Source organism: Pedobacter agri (assembly GCF_032678665.1).
Taxonomy (GTDB): Bacteria; Bacteroidota; Bacteroidia; order Sphingobacteriales; family Sphingobacteriaceae; genus Pedobacter; species Pedobacter agri_A.
This window is the reverse complement of record NZ_JAVTSH010000001.1, coordinates 622,550-642,663: the sequence shown is the minus strand read 5'-3', so window position 1 is coordinate 642,663 and position 20,114 is coordinate 622,550. Positions and strand designations below refer to the sequence as shown.

The 20,114-nt window shown below is 38.0% G+C and carries 23 protein-coding genes; 13 read left to right on the top strand and 10 right to left on the bottom strand.

What is annotated here, in order from left to right; all coding sequences use genetic code 11:
* The first annotated feature begins 1 nt into the window (after position 1).
* From R2Q70_RS02935 to R2Q70_RS02925, 3 genes are all read left to right on the top strand, one after another.
* A complete protein-coding gene (locus tag R2Q70_RS02935) occupies positions 2-340 on the top strand; it encodes an MGMT family protein (protein ID WP_316806165.1) in 339 nt (112 codons plus the stop codon).
* Positions 341-421: 81 nt separating this feature from the next.
* On the top strand, positions 422-766 hold the full coding sequence (locus R2Q70_RS02930; RefSeq protein ID WP_231425795.1) for a carboxymuconolactone decarboxylase family protein: 345 nt from the start codon (positions 422-424) through the stop codon (positions 764-766).
* A gap of 131 nt (positions 767-897) precedes the next feature.
* Entirely contained in the window at positions 898-1,485 is a 588-nt protein-coding gene (locus R2Q70_RS02925; RefSeq protein WP_316806164.1) for a DNA-3-methyladenine glycosylase I, read from the top strand.
* A gap of 63 nt (positions 1,486-1,548) precedes the next feature.
* Here R2Q70_RS02925 and R2Q70_RS02920 read toward each other — a convergent pair whose 3' ends face one another.
* The 3 genes from R2Q70_RS02920 to R2Q70_RS02910 form a co-directional block, all read right to left on the bottom strand.
* Positions 1,549-2,229 (bottom strand): hypothetical protein, encoded by a 681-nt coding sequence (locus R2Q70_RS02920; RefSeq protein ID WP_316806163.1) that lies wholly within the window; start codon positions 2,227-2,229, stop codon positions 1,549-1,551.
* A 120-nt stretch (positions 2,230-2,349) separates the two neighbouring features.
* Positions 2,350-2,826, bottom strand: coding sequence for a hypothetical protein (locus R2Q70_RS02915; RefSeq protein WP_316806162.1), 477 nt, complete (start codon positions 2,824-2,826; stop codon positions 2,350-2,352).
* Positions 2,792-3,025 (bottom strand): hypothetical protein, encoded by a 234-nt coding sequence (locus R2Q70_RS02910; RefSeq protein ID WP_316806161.1) that lies wholly within the window; start codon positions 3,023-3,025, stop codon positions 2,792-2,794. The genes R2Q70_RS02915 and R2Q70_RS02910 overlap by 35 nt, the downstream gene beginning before the upstream one ends.
* Before the next feature lie 111 nt (positions 3,026-3,136).
* On the opposite strand from R2Q70_RS02910, the gene polA reads away from it, so the two are divergent.
* The 3 genes from polA to R2Q70_RS02895 all read left to right on the top strand — a co-directional run bounded on the left by polA (position 3,137) and on the right by R2Q70_RS02895 (position 7,234).
* A complete protein-coding gene (polA, locus tag R2Q70_RS02905; RefSeq protein WP_316806160.1) occupies positions 3,137-5,944 on the top strand; it encodes a DNA polymerase I in 2,808 nt (935 codons plus the stop codon).
* A 1-nt stretch (position 5,945) separates the two neighbouring features.
* The gene (locus R2Q70_RS02900) at positions 5,946-6,821 is read left to right on the top strand and encodes a TonB family protein (RefSeq protein ID WP_316806159.1); all 876 of its coding nucleotides are present in this window, start codon (positions 5,946-5,948) and stop codon (positions 6,819-6,821) included.
* Positions 6,822-6,898: 77 nt separating this feature from the next.
* Entirely contained in the window at positions 6,899-7,234 is a 336-nt protein-coding gene (locus R2Q70_RS02895) for a hypothetical protein (RefSeq protein ID WP_316806158.1), read from the top strand.
* A 56-nt stretch (positions 7,235-7,290) separates the two neighbouring features.
* Here the strand turns inward: R2Q70_RS02895 and R2Q70_RS02890 are convergent, their stop codons facing one another.
* The 4 genes from R2Q70_RS02890 to R2Q70_RS02875 form a co-directional block, all read right to left on the bottom strand.
* Positions 7,291-7,968 (bottom strand): metal-dependent hydrolase, encoded by a 678-nt coding sequence (locus tag R2Q70_RS02890; protein WP_316806157.1) that lies wholly within the window; start codon positions 7,966-7,968, stop codon positions 7,291-7,293.
* Between the two features lie 47 nt (positions 7,969-8,015).
* On the bottom strand, positions 8,016-8,321 hold the full coding sequence (locus R2Q70_RS02885) for a YbaB/EbfC family nucleoid-associated protein (protein WP_316806156.1): 306 nt from the start codon (positions 8,319-8,321) through the stop codon (positions 8,016-8,018).
* A 126-nt stretch (positions 8,322-8,447) separates the two neighbouring features.
* Positions 8,448-9,677, bottom strand: a complete 1,230-nt coding sequence (locus tag R2Q70_RS02880; RefSeq protein ID WP_316806155.1) for a serine hydrolase domain-containing protein — start codon at positions 9,675-9,677, stop codon at positions 8,448-8,450.
* Between the two features lie 68 nt (positions 9,678-9,745).
* Complete coding sequence (locus tag R2Q70_RS02875) at positions 9,746-10,297, bottom strand: cupin domain-containing protein (RefSeq protein WP_316806154.1); 552 nt, start codon at positions 10,295-10,297, stop codon at positions 9,746-9,748.
* A gap of 204 nt (positions 10,298-10,501) precedes the next feature.
* Between R2Q70_RS02875 and R2Q70_RS02870 the strand changes: the two genes are divergently transcribed.
* A complete protein-coding gene (locus tag R2Q70_RS02870; protein ID WP_316806153.1) occupies positions 10,502-10,879 on the top strand; it encodes a GxxExxY protein in 378 nt (125 codons plus the stop codon).
* A gap of 253 nt (positions 10,880-11,132) precedes the next feature.
* Here the strand turns inward: R2Q70_RS02870 and R2Q70_RS02865 are convergent, their stop codons facing one another.
* The gene (locus R2Q70_RS02865) at positions 11,133-12,794 is read right to left on the bottom strand and encodes a pyruvate dehydrogenase complex dihydrolipoamide acetyltransferase (RefSeq protein ID WP_316806152.1); all 1,662 of its coding nucleotides are present in this window, start codon (positions 12,792-12,794) and stop codon (positions 11,133-11,135) included.
* 30 nt (positions 12,795-12,824) lie between these two features.
* The gene (gene pdhA / locus R2Q70_RS02860) at positions 12,825-13,820 is read right to left on the bottom strand and encodes a pyruvate dehydrogenase (acetyl-transferring) E1 component subunit alpha (protein WP_010600503.1); all 996 of its coding nucleotides are present in this window, start codon (positions 13,818-13,820) and stop codon (positions 12,825-12,827) included.
* A 1,013-nt stretch (positions 13,821-14,833) separates the two neighbouring features.
* On the opposite strand from pdhA, the gene R2Q70_RS02855 reads away from it, so the two are divergent.
* The 3 genes from R2Q70_RS02855 to R2Q70_RS02845 all read left to right on the top strand — a co-directional run bounded on the left by R2Q70_RS02855 (position 14,834) and on the right by R2Q70_RS02845 (position 16,839).
* Positions 14,834-15,391 carry a C40 family peptidase gene (locus R2Q70_RS02855; protein WP_010600504.1) on the top strand — a complete coding sequence of 186 codons (558 nt, stop codon included), beginning with the start codon at positions 14,834-14,836 and terminating at the stop codon, positions 15,389-15,391.
* A 95-nt stretch (positions 15,392-15,486) separates the two neighbouring features.
* Complete coding sequence (locus R2Q70_RS02850) at positions 15,487-16,614, top strand: CapA family protein (protein WP_316806151.1); 1,128 nt, start codon at positions 15,487-15,489, stop codon at positions 16,612-16,614.
* Positions 16,615-16,656: 42 nt separating this feature from the next.
* Positions 16,657-16,839: a hypothetical protein gene (locus tag R2Q70_RS02845; RefSeq protein WP_316806150.1), complete on the top strand. Its 183-nt coding sequence runs from the start codon at positions 16,657-16,659 to the stop codon at positions 16,837-16,839.
* An 8-nt stretch (positions 16,840-16,847) separates the two neighbouring features.
* On the opposite strand, the gene R2Q70_RS02840 is transcribed toward R2Q70_RS02845, so the two are convergent.
* A complete protein-coding gene (locus tag R2Q70_RS02840; protein ID WP_010600506.1) occupies positions 16,848-17,033 on the bottom strand; it encodes a hypothetical protein in 186 nt (61 codons plus the stop codon).
* A 111-nt stretch (positions 17,034-17,144) separates the two neighbouring features.
* Between R2Q70_RS02840 and R2Q70_RS02835 the strand changes: the two genes are divergently transcribed.
* From R2Q70_RS02835 to R2Q70_RS02825, 3 genes are all read left to right on the top strand, one after another.
* On the top strand, positions 17,145-18,077 hold the full coding sequence (locus R2Q70_RS02835; RefSeq protein WP_316806149.1) for an SPFH domain-containing protein: 933 nt from the start codon (positions 17,145-17,147) through the stop codon (positions 18,075-18,077).
* Between the two features lie 196 nt (positions 18,078-18,273).
* Positions 18,274-19,167, top strand: coding sequence for an SDR family oxidoreductase (locus tag R2Q70_RS02830; RefSeq protein ID WP_316806148.1), 894 nt, complete (start codon positions 18,274-18,276; stop codon positions 19,165-19,167).
* A gap of 8 nt (positions 19,168-19,175) precedes the next feature.
* Complete coding sequence (locus R2Q70_RS02825; RefSeq protein ID WP_316806147.1) at positions 19,176-20,096, top strand: helix-turn-helix transcriptional regulator; 921 nt, start codon at positions 19,176-19,178, stop codon at positions 20,094-20,096.
* The last annotated feature ends 18 nt before the right edge of the window (positions 20,097-20,114 follow it).

The following is a 20,114-nucleotide window of genomic DNA, read 5'->3' as shown; positions in this document are numbered from 1 at the left end:
AATGAATACCAACTTTTACGAACAGGTTTATGAGGTTGCCCGGTTAATTCCGAAGGGAAGAGTAACCTCCTATGGTGCCATCGCTAAAAGTTTGGGAGCTGCCAAATCATCAAGAATGGTAGGCCATGCAATGGCTTATGCAGGAACGGCTCATCCGAAAGTGCCTGCGCACCGGGTGGTAAACAGTAGTGGTTTACTTACCGGGAAATTTCATTTTGAAACACCAGAAACGATGGCTGAACTTTTATCAAAAGAAGGCGTTGAAGTTAAAAATGATAAGGTTGTAAATTTTAAAAAGGTGTTCTGGAATCCAATGGAAGAAATTAATTTTGAGGATTAAGGGCGTAAAAATTTCGGGCTTAACGCCAACTCATTCATTCATTCACTCATTCAAAAATCACTCAATCAATAATTAATTAATATGGGAAAACTAGTAGAAGAATTTAATGGCTATCGTGAAAAAATGAACGATAGAATTATGGAAACTGCGAATACCAATATCAAACGTTTTTTTGCGCTTGACACCACTTCATATGCCGATGGTGCCCTGGATGTAAAAACAAAAGAAATGCTGGGATTGGTGGCGTCGATGGTTTTACGTTGTGATGATTGCATCAAGTATCATTTGGGTAAATGCCACGATGCAGGCGTAAACAGCGATGAAATGAATGAAATTTTTATGATTGCCAATCTGGTTGGGGGAAGTATCGTGATTCCACATTATAGAAGAGCGGTGGAGTATTGGGACGAGCTGTTGGCTGGTTAGGAGTTTTATTGAACAATCTGCTTCCGTTCGTCATGCTGAATTCATTTCAGCATCTCTTGCAACTAATTAAGATCTTGAAAGAAATTCAGGATGACGACAGCTTATATCATATCATTTTCTTAAGTTTTATAATGCAGACTCCAAACTCAAAACGCCAAACTCAAAACTCAATTCGTTGCTCCTGGGCTGGCTCCGATCCGCTCTACATTAAATACCATGATGAAGAATGGGGAAAACCGGTTCATGATGATAAAACCTTATTTGAGTTTTTAATTTTAGAAGGTGCTCAGGCAGGATTAAGCTGGATCACTATTCTTCGCAGGAGGGAGCATTACAGAAAGGCTTTTGCTGATTTTGAAGTGAGTAAAGTTGCCGCTTTTAATGATGAGGACATTGATCGGTTAAAAAATGATGAAGGAATTATCCGGAATCGCTTAAAAATAAATGGCGCCATCACTAATGCTAAATTATTTATCGAAATTCAGAGAGAATTTGGTAGTTTTTCCAAATACATTTGGGCTTTCATTCCCAATGGGAAACCCATTGAAAATAAAATTGAAAAAATGAGTGATGTTCCGGCCCGAACAGCATTATCAGATCAGATTAGCAAAGACATGAAAAAGCGGGGTTTTAAATTCTTTGGCACCACCATCTGTTATGCTTTTATGCAGGCCACCGGAATGGTAAACGATCATTTACTAAATTGCTGTGCGAGATAATCAAAACAAAAAAGAAAACTGATTTACTTTCATTTAAATCAATTAATCCTCCATAATCCTGGTTTATTTTTTTGCCGCATTGTATTCCTTTACCCACTCAATTACCTCCCGACTATTAAACTCAGTACCACTTTCCACTTTGGCTTTCAAGCTCAAATTATCGCTCATTTTTTGAAGCAAGATTGCTTTAACACTCTCTTTCTTATCTTCATCGGTTATAGCTTTCATGGGCACCTCTTGTAGAGGACCTGTCCCAGGTTTTTCAATAAAATAACGAACAACAGGAGCTCCGGCAGGGCGTTCTGGCTCTGCACTTCTTCCACCTCCAATACTAATTCCGCCGCCCATTCCCATTCCGCCAAAACCACCGGTTCCGGTGCCAATACCAACTGAAGGCCTGAACTTCACCTTTTTCTCCTTAACTGCGGGAACAAGCGTTCCGCCACCAAAAGAATATAGGTTTACTGTTCCCATCTCGATCAGCTTTACAAAACGGTATTCGAAATTTTTTCCGTTTGCAAAACCTTTGCTTACAAAACTGTTTCCATTCCAAAAGAAATTTTTCACATCTTTTGCAGGAAGAATTACATCTGCTTCGTCATTAGCACTGATATAAACCGAAAAATAATCGGTTCCTTTTATGGTTCCGCGAATTACATCATCATTATTTTTAACAATAAAATCCTGAGCAAAACCCAAATTAACGAAAAGAAAAAGTATGAATGTAAAAAATGGAAATTTCATATCAATAAGGCTTAATACAAATAACGCAACAAATTTTTAAATCTTGCTAGTTCAAATTAATTTTGATATTTCCAACTTCTACATCAGGATGCTTTTGCTGAAATTTTAAGAAATCTGATTTCATTTTGTTATAAGCGTATTGCGACCCATCGCATAAAACTTATGTAAAATGTAGGCATTAAAAAGATAGTTTTTTAAATCATTACTGGCCTGGGTATCCGTCATCATTTTGCGAAGATGTTCTTTATTAACAAGGGCACCAATACCGAATTTCATTGCGACGTAATTCATTTCCTGTTTCACAGCTTCCCGTTCCAGATAAGGATCAGATGATGCATTAAGTTCTTCTATTTTTTTAAGGTGAGGAGCAATATCTTTGGCCAAACTTTCTTTGTTTACCAACACCAATCCTTCTGGTATATAGAAAGCGGAATCTAAGTGATAAGGGTCGACAAAAATTGTTACCACCGCTTTAGTGGAAGGATTTGTCAAGGTATAACGATCAACAATTCCACTTTTGCCACTGGTACTGCTTCTTTTCGAAAAATCAATTGCTGAGCCGTCAGGCCATCTGAAAGAATTTTCCAGCTTTGCCATACGAAATTTGTAGCGCACCGCGATCTGCTAAATTTACAAAGGCACCAGAACCAACCGGGCGATCTATGGAAGTGCCGTATCCTTTACTATAACCCTTCAGGTTTTCGAAGGTGATGTAGGTAATTAAGGTGTCTATTGGCTGTTGGGCTTTCGCGAAGCTTAAAACTAAACAGAAGATAATGGTGTAAAATGTTCTCATTAGGCGTTTTAGTTTGATGATGATGAAAATACCAGAATTCAATAATTAATTTTAGTTTTTTTGTTGAAAAAGCAATTTAACCTTATCGCTAACTTTAGCTACTTTTATCACATGAATAAAAAACTCTTTCTTCTAGATGGAATGGCGCTCATGTACAGGGCACACTTTGCATTAAGTAAAAATCCTCGTTTTACTTCTACTGGGATTAATACATCGGCAGTAATGGGCTTTACCAATACTTTGCTCGATGTGCTGAAGAAAGAAAAACCCTCGCATATTGCTGTCGTTTTTGATACAGAAGCACCTACTGAAAGACATACTTCTTTCGAAGCGTACAAAGCACATAGACAGGCAATGCCTGAAGATTTGGCTGCTGCGATGCCATATGTGATTAAGTTAATCACTGGATTTAATATTCCGGTAATCACTTCAGATGGTTACGAGGCAGACGATATTATTGGTACGCTTGCAAAAAAAGCGGAGGCGAAAGGTTTTCAGGTGTATTGCATGACACCGGATAAGGATTTTGCCCAACTGGTTTCTGAAAATATTTTCATTTATAAACCTGCCCGAATGGGTAACGATATGGAAATTTTGGGCGTGAAAGAGGTTTTGGCAAAATGGGAAATTGAAAACGTATTACAGGTTATCGATATTTTAGGTTTATGGGGCGATGCCGTGGATAACATTCCTGGAATTCCGGGGATAGGTGAAAAAACTGCAAAAGCTTTAATTAAACAATACGGTTCGATGGAGAATATCATTGCGCATTCTCATGAACTTAAAGGAAAACAGCGGGAAAATGTAGAGAACTTTGCGGAGCAGGGATTAATTTCAAAAAAGCTGGCAACCATTTTATTAGATGTTCCGGTAGAACTTGATGAAGCAAGTTTGGAACTTTGCGATCCAAGTCGTGACTTGTTGGAGCCACTTTTTACGGAGCTGGAGTTTAGAACATTAGGTCGCCGTGTTTTTGGCGATGAGTTTTCTGTTACCACAGCCCGATTTGGAGAAGGCACACAAACCGATCTTTTTGGAAATCAGTCTGGCGAAACCATTCAATATACCAATACCTTAGAAGAAGAGCCTGCTGAAAAATTACCTGCCAAAACAATAGAAAATACTGCGCATGATTATGTTTTAGTAGAAACGGCAGCGCAACGTACTGATTTAATAAAGCTATTGCTTACGCAGGAGAAAATATCATTTGATACAGAAACCACAGGAACTGATGCGAATATGGCAGATTTAGTGGGCCTATCTTTTTCAATAAAACCAGGAAGCGGCTACTATATTCCGGTTTCGGAAATAAGAGAAGAAGCTCAGGCAATCGTGGATGAATTCCGTGTTGTACTTGAAAATGAAAATATTGAAAAGATTGGTCAGAATACCAAATACGATATTTTAGTATTGAAATGGTACGGGCTTCAGGTAAAAGGCAAACTTTTCGATACCATGCTGGCACATTATCTGATTGATCCTGATACCCGCCATGGCATGGATGTACTTTCAGAAAACTATCTGGGTTATTCACCAATATCAATTACTAAACTGATTGGGGCAAAAGGCAAAAATCAATTAACCATGCGTGATGTTCCTGTAATTGATGTAGTTGATTACGCCGCCGAAGATGCGGATGTAACCTTGCAATTGGCTCATGTTTTTGAACCAAAATTAAAGGAGTTAAATGCTGCTAAATTGGCTGATGAGATTGAAAACCCATTGGTGTATGTTTTGGCCGACATTGAAAAGGAAGGTGTTCGCATAGATATTGAAACACTGAAAGCATATTCCAAAGAGCTGGAAACTGATATTGTTAAGTTTGAACAGAATGTTTATGATAAGGCTGGCATCAAATTTAACCTGGCATCGCCGAAACAACTGGGTGAAGTATTATTTGATAAACTTCAGCTCGATCCAAAAGCAAAAAAAACCAAAACCGGACAGTACCAAACCGGCGAAGATGTACTAACGGCTTTGGCAAGCAAAAGTGATATCGTTCAGGATATTTTGGATTTTCGCCAGTTGCAGAAACTAAAATCTACTTATGTTGATGCTTTGCCACTGATGGTGAACCCAAAAACTGGTCGTGTTCATACTTCCTACAATCAGGCTGTAGCTGCCACGGGTCGGTTAAGTTCAAATAATCCTAATTTGCAGAATATTCCAATCCGTACCGAGCGTGGAAGGGAAGTGCGCAAAGCCTTTATCGCAAGAGATGAAAACCATATTTTGTTATCAGCCGATTATTCGCAAATTGAACTGAGGATTATTGCAGAGATTAGCAAAGAAGAGAATATGCTTGACGCTTTCAGCAAAAACATCGATATCCATACCGCCACGGCAGCAAAAGTGTATGGCATTGCCATTGAAGATGTAGATAGTACACAACGTAGAAATGCAAAAGCCGTAAACTTCGGTATCATTTATGGTCAGTCTGCCTTCGGGTTATCTCAAAATTTGGGCATTCCACGTAAGGAAGCGGCAGAAATTATTGAACAATATTTCGCTCAGTACCCAGGCATTAAGCGTTATATGAGTGATACAATGAACTTCGCCCGTGAAAACGGATTCGTAGAAACGATTATGGGCAGGAGGCGCTATTTAAGAGATATTAATTCGGCTAATCAAACGGTTCGTGGTTTTGCGGAACGAAATGCCATTAATGCACCTATTCAGGGTTCAGCTGCGGATATGATTAAAATAGCAATGATTAATATTCACAAAGAAATGAAAGCACAAAACCTACAATCAACGATGACCATGCAAGTACATGATGAGTTGGTTTTTGATGTAGTAAAATCAGAAAAAGAGGTTATGAAAGCAATTATTCAAGATAAAATGGCCAATGCAATTAAATTAACCGTTCCAATTGTAGTTGAAATTGGTGAGGGAGAAAATTGGCTGGCAGCACATTAAAATGAAAATAATTTTAATATTTATTTTAAGCATACTTTCATTTAATGCCATTGCTCAAAAAAGCGATACGTTGGTTACCTATAGTTTGAATGGAACATTAACTAAAAAAGCAGATAAAGCCACTTTAATTTATAAGGTTTTTAAAAAAGATAGTGTAAGTTGGGTTAGGATCACATCAAACAAAGATCTCATTCCTATTTTTAAAGAAAGTTTTTCTGACTCATTACTAACCACGTTAAATGGAATTTACCTTGAGTACGAAGGTGGGAAAATCTATAGAAAAGGATTTTACTTAAACAATGAACGGGTAGGAATGTGGATAACGTATGATACTATTGGAAGTGCGACAAGTTCAAAAATGTATGCTTCAAATAATCTAAACGGACTATTTACAACTTATTGGGATAACGGCAATATTCAGGAACAGGGAAATTATGTTGATGGGAAAAAGGTTGGGGAATGGAGGATAATTTACCAAACAGGTGAAATTGCACTAAAAGAAACTTTTGACTTAAATAGTAAAATTGTTGATAGTGCTTATCTGGATTTAAATGGGAAAGCCATCTCGAAAGATAGTATTTTCAAAGCACCATCGTATCCTAAAGGCATTCAATCTTTCTATAAATATCTTGGTAGTAGTGTTAGGTATCCAGTTCAGGCAAGACTAAATAACATCCGGGGGAAAGTTTATTTGCGATTTACGATTAACAAACAGGGAGAAATTGTAGACATTATGGTGGTATCTTCGCCTGATCGTTCCCTGAGCGAAGAAGCCATCCGGGTTTTGCAAAGTTCCCCAAAATGGATTCCAGGACGTGTATTTAATAAACCCACAAATGTAGAATATGCCATAAATATTAATTTTTGGTTTAATTAAAATAAATGAATTCCCTATCTTCATTGAAACTTCATCCCGATTAATCAATTTTATATTAACAAATTTAAAAAACGAGTATGAAAAAATTATTGAGTTTAATCGCAATCGCAGCATTTGGTTTAACCACGGCATTTGCACAAACACCAGCAACAACAGCACAGGCTAAACAAGTTGTTAAAAAGGAAGTGAAAACAACTACTGCGCCAGTAAAAGCGAGTGCAAAACAAGAAGCAAAGAAAGTTGAAACAAAAACAACCACAACGGCTGCAAAACTGAAAGCAGATGGTACGCCAGATATGCGTTTCAAAGAAAATAAAACAAAGGCAGTAACTAAGGTTGTAGGTCCTACAAAAAAAGACGGAACAGCTGATATGCGTTACAAAGCAAACAAAGCGGCTGCTAAAAAGAACTAGGTTTAGATTTATAGTTTTGGAAAAGGGGATGATGTGAATCAATCCCCTTTTTTGTTTTATAGTGCTATTGTTTCACCAATTTGAGGGAGCCACAGCGTTTTACTTTCTCGTTTAAACTTTGCTGTAGCATCTTCGGTATCAATACTAATCGGTGGGAAAGTATTGTAGTGAACTCCAATAATCTGATCGCAATCGATATATTTCGAAGCAATAATCGCATCATCAACGTCCATGGTGTAATGCCCACCAATTGGTAAGATGGCGTAATCTAAATTGTATAATTCAGCCAATAGTTTCATTTCAACTGTTAAAGCCGTATCTCCGGCGAAATAAACTTGTTTGCCTGCTAGTTCCAATACAAATCCGGCTGGATTTCCACCATAACTACCATCGGGATTTGAGCTGCTGTGCACTGCCCATACTGTACGGAGTTTGCCGAAAGATAATTTTTGCGTTCCAAAGTTGATGTCTGTTACTTTTTCTACCCCCTGTTCTTTAATCCACTTGGCAACCTCTACCATGGCAATTACTTCAGCATTGGTTTGTTTGGCTAACTCAACCAAATCTGCAACATGGTCACCATGGCCGTGGCTAACCAAAATATAATCAGCTTCAATTTTAGAAGTATCTACATCTTTCGCCAGTGGATTTGATTTAATAAATGGATCGAACAGGAATTTCTTGCCATCTGCCTCAATTAAGAAGCACGATTGGCCATAATAAGTATATTTCATGTTATGTTTTAAGATTGAATAATTGAATGAGCAGATAAAGGGAATGCTTATTGACCAAACATTCCGCCTAAACCGCCTAACATATCTTTCGCAGAGGCTTGCATTTCTGTAGCGCTCACTTCTTCAGCATTTGCCAGGGCTTTGTTTATCGCAGTTTGTAGTAATTCTTCCAGCTCTTCTTTATCAGCATTTTTAAAAAATTCTTCATCAATTGAAACTCCTGTAATGGCTTTGTTAGCAGTAGCGGTAATTTTGATGGCCCCGTTTTCAACCTCGCCAAATACCGAGATGGTATCTAAACGTTTCTTAATCTCTTCGGCTTTTTGTTGTGCCGCGAATAATTTATCGAACATAATTTGTTGTTTTTATTATAAAACGAATTTAAGCTAAATTGTTTTTTACTAAGGTGTTTTTATGTAGATCAATATCACTTAAAATAGAAAAAACCTCGAAAATCAAATCTTCGAGGTTTATATTTTTTAGTCTTCATCGCTTCCCGGTAAACTTCCATTTCCGTGGTAAGCTCCTTTGCGGATAATTGGCATATTTAAATGTTTATACAAATCATCAAGATGCATCAAACTTCCATTGGTTAAGTTACCCAAGAAAATTACGATAATATTTTTATCTAAATCGCGTACGTAAATATGGCGGAAACCATGCCACCAACCCGTGTGGTAAACAACTTTATCCATTTTCTCGCCATCAAACATTCTCCAGCCATAACCATAATTAAAATGACCATTCACGGGTTTGTTGCGGCCCACATAAGATGAATCTGTGCTTTTTTTGGTTAGTAAACGACCATTTTTTAAATATTTATCATAAAGTACCAGATCATGAACAGTACTGTAAATTCCTTTATCGCCTACAGGTCCATCCAGAAAATTTTGGGCTACAGAATACCTCCAGGTGCGGTCATGGCCAACCACATCAACCGGAATTTTTTCGTATTCGGTGGTGCTGTAAACATGGGTATGTTTCATGCCTGCTGGTTTAAAAATATGCTCCATCATATACTGAGAGAAACGTTGACCAGTAACTTTCTCAATAATGGCGCCCAATACCATGAAGTTAGAATTATTGTAATGAAAGCGGTTATCGGGTTTTACGTAAGGATTAGGTTTGCGTTCGGCAATTACATTCATCACCTCCTGGTTGCTTACGCCCTTTTTCATATTGCGTTTCTCTTTCCGCCAGATGTCATCAATGAAATAAACATAATTCATCATTCCACTACGGTGCGTGAGCAAAAGTTTAACCGTTATTCCATCATATGGGAAATTTGGGAAAAATTTCTTTACATTATCATTCAGTGAAAGTTTACCTGCTTCTACCAATTGCATAATGGCCGTTCCGGTAAAAGTTTTGGTTATGGATGCCAGTTCGAACTCAGAAGTGATTTTTAAGCTATCGCGATGAAGATAATCGGCCCACCCAATCGCTTTTTCATAAAGAATTTTGCCATCTTTAGCCACCAGCATATTGCCATTAAACCCGTACTTTTTATGAAGATTTTGTACAAAATCGGCTATCCATTTATCTCCCTTAGCTGGATCGTAGGCGATTAACAGACTATCCGCTTTGTCATCTTCTTTAACACGGATTTTGGCGTCAGCTGCTTTTTGCTCTTCTGCTTTTTTGCTGTTGCAAGCGGTGAAAACTGTTAAAGAGAGTGCTAATGCTGAACATATAAATCTAAAATTCATTAATTATAAGGATAGTGTATTTAAAACCCGAAAATTAAAGAATTTTAGACGGTTAAATGGAAAGAGTTTTAAACATTTGCGCAATTTTGCTTGTACCAGCACTCAAACAAATGACCTTTACTGCCGTACACAGGATCATTATCGGGGTTTTTCACCTTGGCAATATCTTCATCAGCTTCCGGACGTTCCTCTGCTTTGCCATATTTCAGGTTATAGTCTGATCCATTAGGATAAGCACCAACAACGGTAAAATCATCGCTTGAATTTAATTTCATATGTGCTACGCCAGCTGGAATTACTACAACATCGCCCTTATCTAATTCTATGCAAACCCCATGATCGCCACCGAATTGTACATCGGCCTTGCCGCAAAATACCCCCATCACTTCATGCGTATTGCTGTGGTAATGTTGGTAATCAAAAATGCTATCAACCCAGGCATTGGTATAGCCATTCTGAGCGAAAACTTTTTTAATTACTTCTTCTGTTTCATCAGGATGAATTAAGAACGCACCTTTGTAAATCATCAAAGGCAAATTGGGATTGTTGGGAAAATTTCCGTTCTCTTCTATTTTATGTGAAACAAGGTAAGCCTCTTGAATTAATTTTTCTTTGTCCATGATTGTGGGGTTTCAATATTAACAAAGTATTAGGGAAAGGGTTTAGGATTTGTTTGTTTCCAGAGTTGAAAGATTACACAGGCTCTATTGTTGTTTATATTACTATGGTAATTCAAAGCTTTTTCCTCCCGCAGATCCATTAGATTTTCGCAGATTTTTCTTAATTTGGTATAATCATCCGAATGCGAAACTAATTATTCAGCTATGGATGAAAATGAAATTTCTTATATCATTAGAGGTGCAATATTTACCACCTATAATGCTCTTGGTCCCGGATTATTAGAATCAGCTTATGAAGTGGTTCTTTGTCATATCTTACTAGAAAAAGGCTTAACTGTTAAAAGGCAGGTTCCAGTACCAATTATTTTTAATGGTATGAAGCTCAAAGTTGGCTATAGAATTGATTTGCTGGTTAATAACCTGGTCATAATTGAATTAAAATCTATTGAAATGCTGGCCGCTGTACATCACAAACAAGTGCTAACCTACTTAAAATTATCAGGCATTAAATTAGGTCTGCTTGTTAATTTTAATACTGTGAACATTGCCGAATCTATTCATAGAAAAGTGAATGGACTATAGCTATAATAATCAATCAGCGGAAATCTCCAAGATCTGCGGGAGTGTCTTTTACGCAATATTTATTTAGTTTTAATGATCAATTTAGCACCAAAATCTGGCTCAATCCGTAATAATGGACTATAAAAATATTATGATCAATTGGCGAAAATCCTCGAAATCTGCTTGAAAACCTTTTAACCAAAAATGCCACTCCTTTTCAGGAATGGCTTTAATATTATTTAAAATCCTTCGACAAGCTCAGGATGACAGCTTATTAAGCTAATAGTCTAATCGGCTCTTCTAATAAACCTTTTAACGTTTGTAAGAATTGTGCTCCGGTTGCACCATCAACCACACGGTGATCGCAACCCAAAGTCAATTTCATTACGTTACCAGGAACAACCGCACCATTTTTAACAACAGGAACTGCCTGGATAGCACCTACTGATAAAATTGCACCATCAGGAGAGTTGATGATTGATGTAAACTCATCAATACCAAACATACCTAAATTAGAAACGGTGAAAGTAGAACCTTCCCAATCTGCAGGTTGTAATTTTTTAGCTTTTGCTTTACCACCGAAATCTTTTACTTCAGCAGAGATGTGTGATAAAGATTTACCATCAGCAAAACGAACCACAGGTACTAATAAGCCATCTTCAACAGCCATAGCAACACCAATGTTAGTATGTTCGTTGAAACGGATTTTATCGCCACCCCATGATGAATTAACCGCCGGGTGTTTTTTCAAGGCAACAGCAACCGCTTTGATTACTAAATCGTTGAAAGAAACTTTAACAGGAGCAACTGCATTGATTGCCGTACGGGCAGCCATTGCGTTATCCATATCAATACTTACGGTTAAATAGAAATGTGGCGCAGTAAATAAACTTTCAGCCAAACGTTTTGCAATTACTTTACGCATTTGCGAAACAGGTTGTTCCGTAAATTTAACCTCACCTACAAATGTTGGAATTACAGGCGCAGCAGCTGAGCTACCAGCGCTTTCAGTTTTAGGTTTTGCGCTTTCTGCTTGTGCAGCAGCTGGTTTGAAGTTTTCAATATCTTTTTTAATGATACGGCCACCTTCTGCACTACCTGCAACTTGCGATAAATCAATTCCCTTATCTTTAGCAATTTTTTTAGCTAAAGGCGAAGCTTTCACACGGCTATCAGAAGAACTTTCTGCAACAGGAGCAGATGAACCAGCATCAGCAGTTGTTTTAGGCGCTTCTTCACTTTCAGCTTTAGGCTTTTCGCTTTCAGCTTTAGGAGCAGAACCACCCGCTAAAATTCCACTAACATCAGTTCCTTCAGGACCAACAATAGCAATAATGCCGTTAACCTTAGCCGCCTGACCTTTTTCTACACCAATGTGTAATAAAGTTCCGGTTGCATAGCCCATTACTTCCATAGTCGCCTTGTCGGTTTCTACATCAGCTAAAACATCATCATCCTTAACTTTATCGCCAACTTTTTTATGCCATTCAGCAATAACGCCTTCAGTCATGGTATCGCTTAACAAAGGCATACGAATTACCGTAACACCTTTTGCTGCTAATTCTTCTTCACTTAAACCACCACCTTGAGCAGGAGCAGCTTCTTCTTTTTTATCTTCGGCTTTAGGCGCTTCGCTTTCAGCTTTAGGCTTTTCGCTTCCAGCTCCTTCAGCATCTAAAGCAGCCTGAAAATCTTCACCCTCTTTGCCGATAACGGCCATTACAGCATCAACCGGAACAGCTTCACCTTCTTTTACACCAACGTATAAAAGTGTACCATCCCAATAAGATTCCATGTCCATTGTTGCTTTGTCAGTTTCTACTTCTGCCAAAACATCGCCGCTTTTTACTTTATCACCCACTTTTTTATGCCACTTCGCCAAAACCCCTTCGGTCATGGTGTCGCTCATTTTGGGCATTTTAATTACATCAGCCATTATATCTAATTAATTGAAATCTTTTTAAAATTAGTCCATTACATAAGGGTAGTTCTCAGTCATGTATACATCTTTGTATAATTCAGATGCATCTGGCCATGGAGACTCTTCAGCGAATTTCACCGCCTGATCTACAGTAGCCTTAACTTTAGCTTCTACTTCTTCAATCCAGGCTTGGTCTGCATACTTTTCTTTAAGAATCGTTTCTCTTGCAAGTTCAACCGGATCTTTTGCTTTATAATCTTCTAATTCTTCTTTAGTACGATATTTTGCAGGGTCAGACATTGAGTGACCACGGTAACGGTAAGTTCTCATCTCTAAGAAAGTTGGTCCTTCACCTTTACGGGCACGTTGAATTGCCTCATCCATTGCATTGTGTACGGCAACCGGGTCCATACCATCAACCGGAGCACATGGCATATCGAAACCTAAGCCGATTTTATAAATATCAGTCATGTTGGTAGTACGTTGTACCGAAGTACCCATTGCATAACCATTGTTTTCGCAAACAAAAATTACCGGCAATTTCCACAACATGGCCATGTTAAAAGTTTCATTTAATGCACCCTGGCGTACAGCGCCATCGCCCATATAACAAATGTTAACATTATCAGTTCCTTTGTATTTTTCTGCAAAAGCAACACCAGCACCTAGTGGAATCTGACCTCCAACAATTGCATGGCCACCATAAAAATTATGTTCTTTGCTAAACATGTGCATTGAACCACCTTTGCCTTTAGAGCAACCAGTAGCTTTACCATACATTTCTGCCATAATGCTATCGGCACTAACACCTAAAGCTAAAGCATGAGCGTGATCACGGTAAGTAGTAATCATCGAATCGCCTTTTTGCATTGCAGAAATTGCTCCTGCAACCACAGCCTCTTGCCCAATGTATAAATGACAAAAGCCACGAATTTTTTGTTGTCCGTATAATTGGCCAGTTTTCTCTTCGAATTTGCGCATCAGCAACATCGATTCGAACCATTTTAACCAAGTATCTTTATTTATTTCTACTGCACTCATTTTAGGATATTTGTTTTTTTGCGACAGCAAATCTAATTTTTTTATTGTAATTTTTGGCACTTTTCAGTGTAAAAACATCATACACTTTCATACAATTGTAGAATTAATAGTTGTTTTGCCGAAAAAACTTCTTCACCCTGCCTATTTCACTTAAAACGTCGATTTCACATATTTTAATTTCACAGTTTATCAAAGTAATGGTTTCTATAAATGATGAAATATAATTCTGTAAAATAGCCCATTACCGTAATTTATATATTTTTATTTGGAAGGCAATTACAGTAGCTTCTATGTTAGCGCAGTCCCGCCATTCGCATTATCTTTTTTGTGAATTTCTTCTGAAATTGAAAGATCTTGCAACAAAAAAGGATAATTGCTGCTGTCGGGCTTAAGTTACCAGGGTCATTGCGAGTGATTAACTCTGGTTTAACCACCCCCGGCCCCTCCTTGAAAATAAGGAGGGGAGCAGGTTCTGCAGAACAAATTTATATTTGAGCTTTTATTTATCGGTTGGTATCCTACCAAACGAAATAGAGAATGGTTGGTGAAGACACCAACCATTAAATAGAGTTGCTAGGGTCATTGCGATTGATTAATTCTGGTTTAAACCACCCCCGGCCCCTCCTTGAAAATAAGGAGGGGAGCAGGTTCTGCAGAACAAATTTGGCGGGGTTGGTTATGTTCCCAAGGACAACAAGCCAATAAACTTAAACCTGATGGGACGAAAATACTTTTGAGGCAGATGCTTTTAAGCTTGGAATTAACGATCGCAAAAGATTGCAGGGATAGCAGGACTTTCGAAACCGATAGTCACAGACACTGATTTTCGAAATAATATTTCAATCTAAATTTCGTTTCCTAACAAGTCGAAATCGTTAAAATGTTAATAACTTTCACTTTTTAACAGGTAACATTTGGATAACATTTGTATAATCAATACTTTTGGCAACCAACAATAAGCCCATGTGGTTTACGTTACTGTGTAAGTGAATACCCAAACATAACTGTATAACATGATTAAAAAATTTTTGTTTTCATCCCTAATCGCTATTTGCACGCTCTCAGCCGCATTTGCGCAAACAAAAACAAAAGAATCTGGTAAAGAATTAAATGATCCCGACAACTTAGCCTCTCAATACTTCTCGCAGGTAATGGGTGTTGCCGTTGATGCGACTTCAAACTTGAAATTATATAAGTTTGTGTACGAATGGATCGGAACGCCATATAGCTACGGCGGATCGAGCAAAAAAGGGATTGATTGTTCGGCTTTTACAAAGGCGATTTACGACAAAGTTTTCAACACCACCATCAGAAGAAATTCACGCGATATTTTTAGTATGGTTGACCCACTAGCTAAAGATGATTTGAAAGAAGGTGATTTGGTTTTCTTCAAAATAAAAAGCAGAAGTATTTCTCACATTGGTATTTACCTGGGAGATAACAGATTTGCTCATGCATCCAGCTCACGCGGTGTGGTTATTAGTAATTTAAATGAACCTTATTACAGCCGCTACTTTTATAAAGGCGGAAGGATTTTAGAATCGTTTAAAAAAGAATTTACTGTAGAATAAGCCAATTTGCGATTGTAGGAATACGATTTTAGATTGAATAGATATAATCCTCCTTAAGCAATTTTGGAGGATTTTTTTTACCATAAAAGTTATAAATGAAATTAACCAATAGCATAATCTTATCCTCCCTTATTGTAATCGTATTTTTAAGTTGTACCAGTAATAGCGCTCAAGTAGCAGCCCCTGCTGAAAAACAAGATACCGTTATCAGAAAAATAAAAGATACGATTTCCATCACCGCTGTTGGCGATATCATGTTGGGTTCTGCATTTCCATCTAAAACGAATTTACCACCAGATGATGCTGTAAATAGTTTTCAAGCGGTAGACAGTTTGCTCAAAGGAGATATTGTTTTCGGAAATTTAGAAGGTTGCTTTTTAAACTCAGGAAATTCAAATAAGTGCAACGGCATTAACCCAAATAATTGTTATGCTTTTAGAATGCCCGAACGTTATGCCGGAATTTATAAAAAGGCAGGTTTTAATGTGTTAAGCATTGCCAATAACCATGTTGGAGACTTTGATGCTAAAGGCCGGAAAAATACGACCCGAATTTTGGATTCACTACGAATTCATTATGCCGGACAACTGAACAAACCCTTCGAAATATTTGAGAAAGACAGTGTTAAATACGCTTTCTGTGCTTTTGCTCCAAATGAGAACACGGTTTCAATTAATAAAATTGATAGTGCCAAAGCCTTGGTTGCCCGCCTGAAAAAACAGGTAGATATCGTGATTGTTTCCTTCCATGGCGGTGGAGAAGGCGCCAGATTTGAGCATGTACCACGCAAAAATGAAATTTTTTACAACGAAAACAGAGGAAATGTTTACAAGTTCGCTCATGCAGTTATTGATGCAGGCGCAGATGTGGTTTTAGGCCATGGTCCTCACGTAACCCGGGCTGTTGAGGTGTATAAAAACAAATTTATCGCTTACAGCCTTGGTAATTTTTGCACCTATGGTATGTTAAGCTTGAAAGGCAATAACGGCATTGCACCGCTGCTTCAACTCAAAATCAATGCAAAAGGTGATTTTCTTTTTGCTGATGTGGTTTCGGTACAGCAGGATAAAATTAACCGTTTAACCGTGGATGGAAATAACAGGGCCTTTAAGCGCATAAAAGAATTAACGAATATCGATTTTATCGGCCATCAGCTTCAGTTTGAGGATAACAGAATATCAATGAAAGAACAATTAAGCTCAAACGGTGAACCTCAACCTTAACCTCAGTCTCAGCCTCAACCTTAACTTTAGCCTCAATCTCAAATGAAAAAAGGATTAATTCTCCATTATATTATTGCCATTTCTGCAGCAATCTTAGTGTTGGTTGCAGCCTATTACATCAATGAAAACCCAAAAAATATCTGGTCTGCTGGAATTATAATATTGGCTGGATGCCTGGTGGCTTTCAGCCAATATCAAATTATAAGATATAAGAAAAAGCAGTAATTTGCCTGTTAACTTTCATCTTTGGTATTTTTAACCAAGCCAATTCCCGATACGAAGAATATCAAACCGATTACACCGTATACCAGCAATCCTCTGGTTTGTTGGCTGTGATTTACAAAGCCCCAGCCTGCATAAATTAGCCCAATAATGCCTAAGATGGTAAGTACTGTTCCGAAAGTGCGTTTTACATTCATGATTAGATTTTTAAGTAGTATATAGACAAAAAATAAATCCTTTTGTTTTGCAGCGCTTTAAAGGGTGATGTTTGTATTTTATTTTTTATAACTTCATAAAAAAATCTAATTATGCAATACACTATTTACATTCTCGGTTTTCTCCTCCTCATTATTCTGTTAAGCTCCTTTGTTACGGTTAAACAAGGTACGATAGCGGTGGTAACAGTTTTTGGAAAATACCGCAGACAACTTCGCCCGGGACTAAACTTTAAGATTCCTCTGATTGAACAAATCTACTCCCGCATTTCTATTCAAAACCGTTCGGTAGAATTATCATTTCAGGCCGTTACTCAAGATCAGGCCAATGTTTACTTCAAGGCCATGCTGCTATATTCTGTGGTTAATCAGGATGAGGAAACCATTAAAAATGTAGCTTTTAAGTTCGTAGATGCAACTAATTTAATGCAGGCATTAATCAGAACCATTGAAGGCTCAATTCGTGCTTATGTGGCTACGCAAAAACAAGCAAATGTATTGGCGCAACGTAATGAAATTGTATTACACGTTAAAGAGCAAATTGATCAGGTTTTAGATGGATGGGGTTATCACTTACAGGATCTTCAATTAAATGATATTACTTTCGATGAAGAAATTATGCGTTCGATGAGTCGCGTGGTGGCATCCAATAACTTAAAAGCGGCTGCCGAAAATGAAGGTCAGGCATTATTAATTACTAAAACCAAAGGTGCTGAAGCAGATGGTAATGCCATCAAAATTGCGGCAACGGCCGAGCGTGAAGCTGCACAGCTTCGTGGCCAAGGTATTGCTTTGTTTAGAGAAGAGGTGGCAAAAGGTATGACCAATGCAGCGCATGAAATGCAACAAGCCAACCTTGATACTTCGGTAATTTTATTCACCATGTGGACAGAAGCCATTAAACAGTTCGCTGAGTATGGTGAAGGGAACATCATCTTTTTGGATGGAAGCACTGAAGGCATGAATAAAACCATGAAAGAAATGATGGCCATGCAATTGAGCCAGAATCCTATAAAGAAAGATTAATAGCTTTTTTACTCGCTAAAAGACTGTTGCAAACAAAAGCAGCGGTCTTTTTTTGTTTTAAACGATAAGCGATTTGGCTAAATCAAAAGTAGATTAGCCTAAACTTCTGCAATTAAATTGGTTGAATTTTGTATGGTGATGTAGATGAGCATTCATCTACAATCGAACATAAATATTTAATCATTAATAATCAATTATGAAAGTTTTTGTAACAGGGGCAACCGGATTTGTAGGTTCAGCCGTAGTAAAAGAATTAATCAATGCTGGTCATGAAGTGTTAGGCCTTGCCCGAAATGAAAAAGCAGAAAAGGCATTATTGCTGGCAGGAGCTGAAGTACACAAGGGAGATCTTGAAGACCTGGAAAGTTTAAGGCAAGGGGCAAAAGCTGCCGATGGTATCATTCATACCGGATTCATTCATGACTTTACCCGTTTTGCAGCAGTTTGTGAAATTGATCGCATCGCAATAGAAACCATGGGAGATGCATTAGCAGGAACTGATAAGCCTTTCATTGTAACTTCAGGAACACTGGTTGTTAATCCTGGTCATTTGGCAACTGAAGAAATGTTGCCAAATTACAACGGACAAAATCCCAGGCTTGCATCAGAAAAAGCGGTAGATAAGCTTGCAGAAAAAAATGTTCGGGTAGCAGTAGTACGGTTGTCGCCATCTGTTCACGGTGAAGGAGATTTCCATGGTTTCGTACCCATGCTCATTGATATTGCTCGTAAAAAAGGCGAATCAGCCTATGTTGGCAAGGGAGAAAATCAATGGACGGCAGTTCACCGGCTTGATGCCGCCGTACTTTACAGGCTGGCTTTAGAACAAGCGACACCTGGTGCCCGTTATCATGGAGTTGCTGAAGAATCGATTACGCTTAAATCAATAGCAGAGGCCATTGGTAAACAACTTAACTTACCTGTGGTGTCTAAATCAGGAAATGAGGTAACTGAGCACTTTGGTTGGTTCGAACATTTTGTGAGTGTAGACGGGCCTGCATCGGGGCAACTAACCCGTAAACGTTTGAACTGGGAACCTAAACATTCTGGTTTGATTCATGACTTGGAGAATGGTGTTTATTTTCAGTAAATTGTAAAATGGAAGCTTCAAACCGATATCGTTTCAAAACCATATCAGAATATCATAAACTCGCCGGGCTGCCCAAACCAGGGCATCCGCTGGTGAGTGTTGTGAATATGGACGATGTGCGCATGCCGTTTAATGGTCGATCAAGAACAATGATTTTTGATTTTTACTCCATTGCGCTTAAACGTGTGCCGGATGCGAAAATAAAATACGGGCAGCAAATGAGCGACTTTGAAGATGGCGTTTTATTTTTCATGGCGCCCGGACAGGTTTTTACCGTAGAAACTAATGAAAATAACGTACATCATTCAACGGGTTGGATGATTCTCTTTCACTCCGAATTTTTATGGCATACACCATTAGCCAGAACAATTAAGAATTATGAGTTTTTTGATTATTCATTATTTGAAGCTTTACATGTATCCGAAAATGAAGAAACCGTTTTAAATGCAATTGCTCAACTAGTGAAAACCGAAACCAATAGTAATATTGATCACTTTACTCAAAATGTGGTGATTGCGCAACTGGAGCTCCTGCTCAATTACGCTCAACGTTTCTACGGCCGACAGTTTATTACACGCAAAGCTATAAACCACCAGCTATTGGATCGTTTGGAAGATATTGTGAAAGAGTATTTTGAACAGGACGACTTAGTGAAAAAAGGATTGCCAACCGTGGCGTATATCGCCGAAAAACTTAACGTTTCGCCAGGCTATCTTTCAGGTTTATTAAAAACACTTATCGGGCAGAATACACAACAATACTTACATCAAAAACTGATTGATTTGGCAAAAGAAAAACTATCAACAACAAATCTTTCTGTGAGCGAAATTGCTTACGCGTTAGGCTTTGAACATTTACAATCCTTTACCAAATTATTTAAATCTAAAACCAATCTCACACCTTCCGCTTTCAGGCAATCTTTTAATTAAATTCATAAACAATTGTCT

Excerpts from the sequence above, each read along its gene's own strand:
- R2Q70_RS02935 (WP_316806165.1), top strand. The coding sequence starts at position 2 with ATGAATACCAACTTTTACGAACAGGTTTATGAGGTTGCCCGGTTAATT.
- R2Q70_RS02930 (WP_231425795.1), top strand. The coding sequence starts at position 422 with ATGGGAAAACTAGTAGAAGAATTTAATGGCTATCGTGAAAAAATGAAC.
- R2Q70_RS02925 (WP_316806164.1), top strand. The coding sequence starts at position 898 with ATGCAGACTCCAAACTCAAAACGCCAAACTCAAAACTCAATTCGTTGC.
- R2Q70_RS02920 (WP_316806163.1), bottom strand. The coding sequence starts at position 2,229 with ATGAAATTTCCATTTTTTACATTCATACTTTTTCTTTTCGTTAATTTG.
- R2Q70_RS02915 (WP_316806162.1), bottom strand. The coding sequence starts at position 2,826 with ATGGCAAAGCTGGAAAATTCTTTCAGATGGCCTGACGGCTCAGCAATT.
- R2Q70_RS02910 (WP_316806161.1), bottom strand. The coding sequence starts at position 3,025 with ATGAGAACATTTTACACCATTATCTTCTGTTTAGTTTTAAGCTTCGCG.
- polA (WP_316806160.1), top strand. The coding sequence starts at position 3,137 with ATGAATAAAAAACTCTTTCTTCTAGATGGAATGGCGCTCATGTACAGG.
- R2Q70_RS02900 (WP_316806159.1), top strand. The coding sequence starts at position 5,946 with ATGAAAATAATTTTAATATTTATTTTAAGCATACTTTCATTTAATGCC.
- R2Q70_RS02895 (WP_316806158.1), top strand. The coding sequence starts at position 6,899 with ATGAAAAAATTATTGAGTTTAATCGCAATCGCAGCATTTGGTTTAACC.
- R2Q70_RS02890 (WP_316806157.1), bottom strand. The coding sequence starts at position 7,968 with ATGAAATATACTTATTATGGCCAATCGTGCTTCTTAATTGAGGCAGAT.
- R2Q70_RS02885 (WP_316806156.1), bottom strand. The coding sequence starts at position 8,321 with ATGTTCGATAAATTATTCGCGGCACAACAAAAAGCCGAAGAGATTAAG.
- R2Q70_RS02880 (WP_316806155.1), bottom strand. The coding sequence starts at position 9,677 with ATGAATTTTAGATTTATATGTTCAGCATTAGCACTCTCTTTAACAGTT.
- R2Q70_RS02875 (WP_316806154.1), bottom strand. The coding sequence starts at position 10,297 with ATGGACAAAGAAAAATTAATTCAAGAGGCTTACCTTGTTTCACATAAA.
- R2Q70_RS02870 (WP_316806153.1), top strand. The coding sequence starts at position 10,502 with ATGGATGAAAATGAAATTTCTTATATCATTAGAGGTGCAATATTTACC.
- R2Q70_RS02865 (WP_316806152.1), bottom strand. The coding sequence starts at position 12,794 with ATGGCTGATGTAATTAAAATGCCCAAAATGAGCGACACCATGACCGAA.
- pdhA (WP_010600503.1), bottom strand. The coding sequence starts at position 13,820 with ATGAGTGCAGTAGAAATAAATAAAGATACTTGGTTAAAATGGTTCGAA.
- R2Q70_RS02855 (WP_010600504.1), top strand. The coding sequence starts at position 14,834 with ATGATTAAAAAATTTTTGTTTTCATCCCTAATCGCTATTTGCACGCTC.
- R2Q70_RS02850 (WP_316806151.1), top strand. The coding sequence starts at position 15,487 with ATGAAATTAACCAATAGCATAATCTTATCCTCCCTTATTGTAATCGTA.
- R2Q70_RS02845 (WP_316806150.1), top strand. The coding sequence starts at position 16,657 with ATGAAAAAAGGATTAATTCTCCATTATATTATTGCCATTTCTGCAGCA.
- R2Q70_RS02840 (WP_010600506.1), bottom strand. The coding sequence starts at position 17,033 with ATGAATGTAAAACGCACTTTCGGAACAGTACTTACCATCTTAGGCATT.
- R2Q70_RS02835 (WP_316806149.1), top strand. The coding sequence starts at position 17,145 with ATGCAATACACTATTTACATTCTCGGTTTTCTCCTCCTCATTATTCTG.
- R2Q70_RS02830 (WP_316806148.1), top strand. The coding sequence starts at position 18,274 with ATGAAAGTTTTTGTAACAGGGGCAACCGGATTTGTAGGTTCAGCCGTA.
- R2Q70_RS02825 (WP_316806147.1), top strand. The coding sequence starts at position 19,176 with ATGGAAGCTTCAAACCGATATCGTTTCAAAACCATATCAGAATATCAT.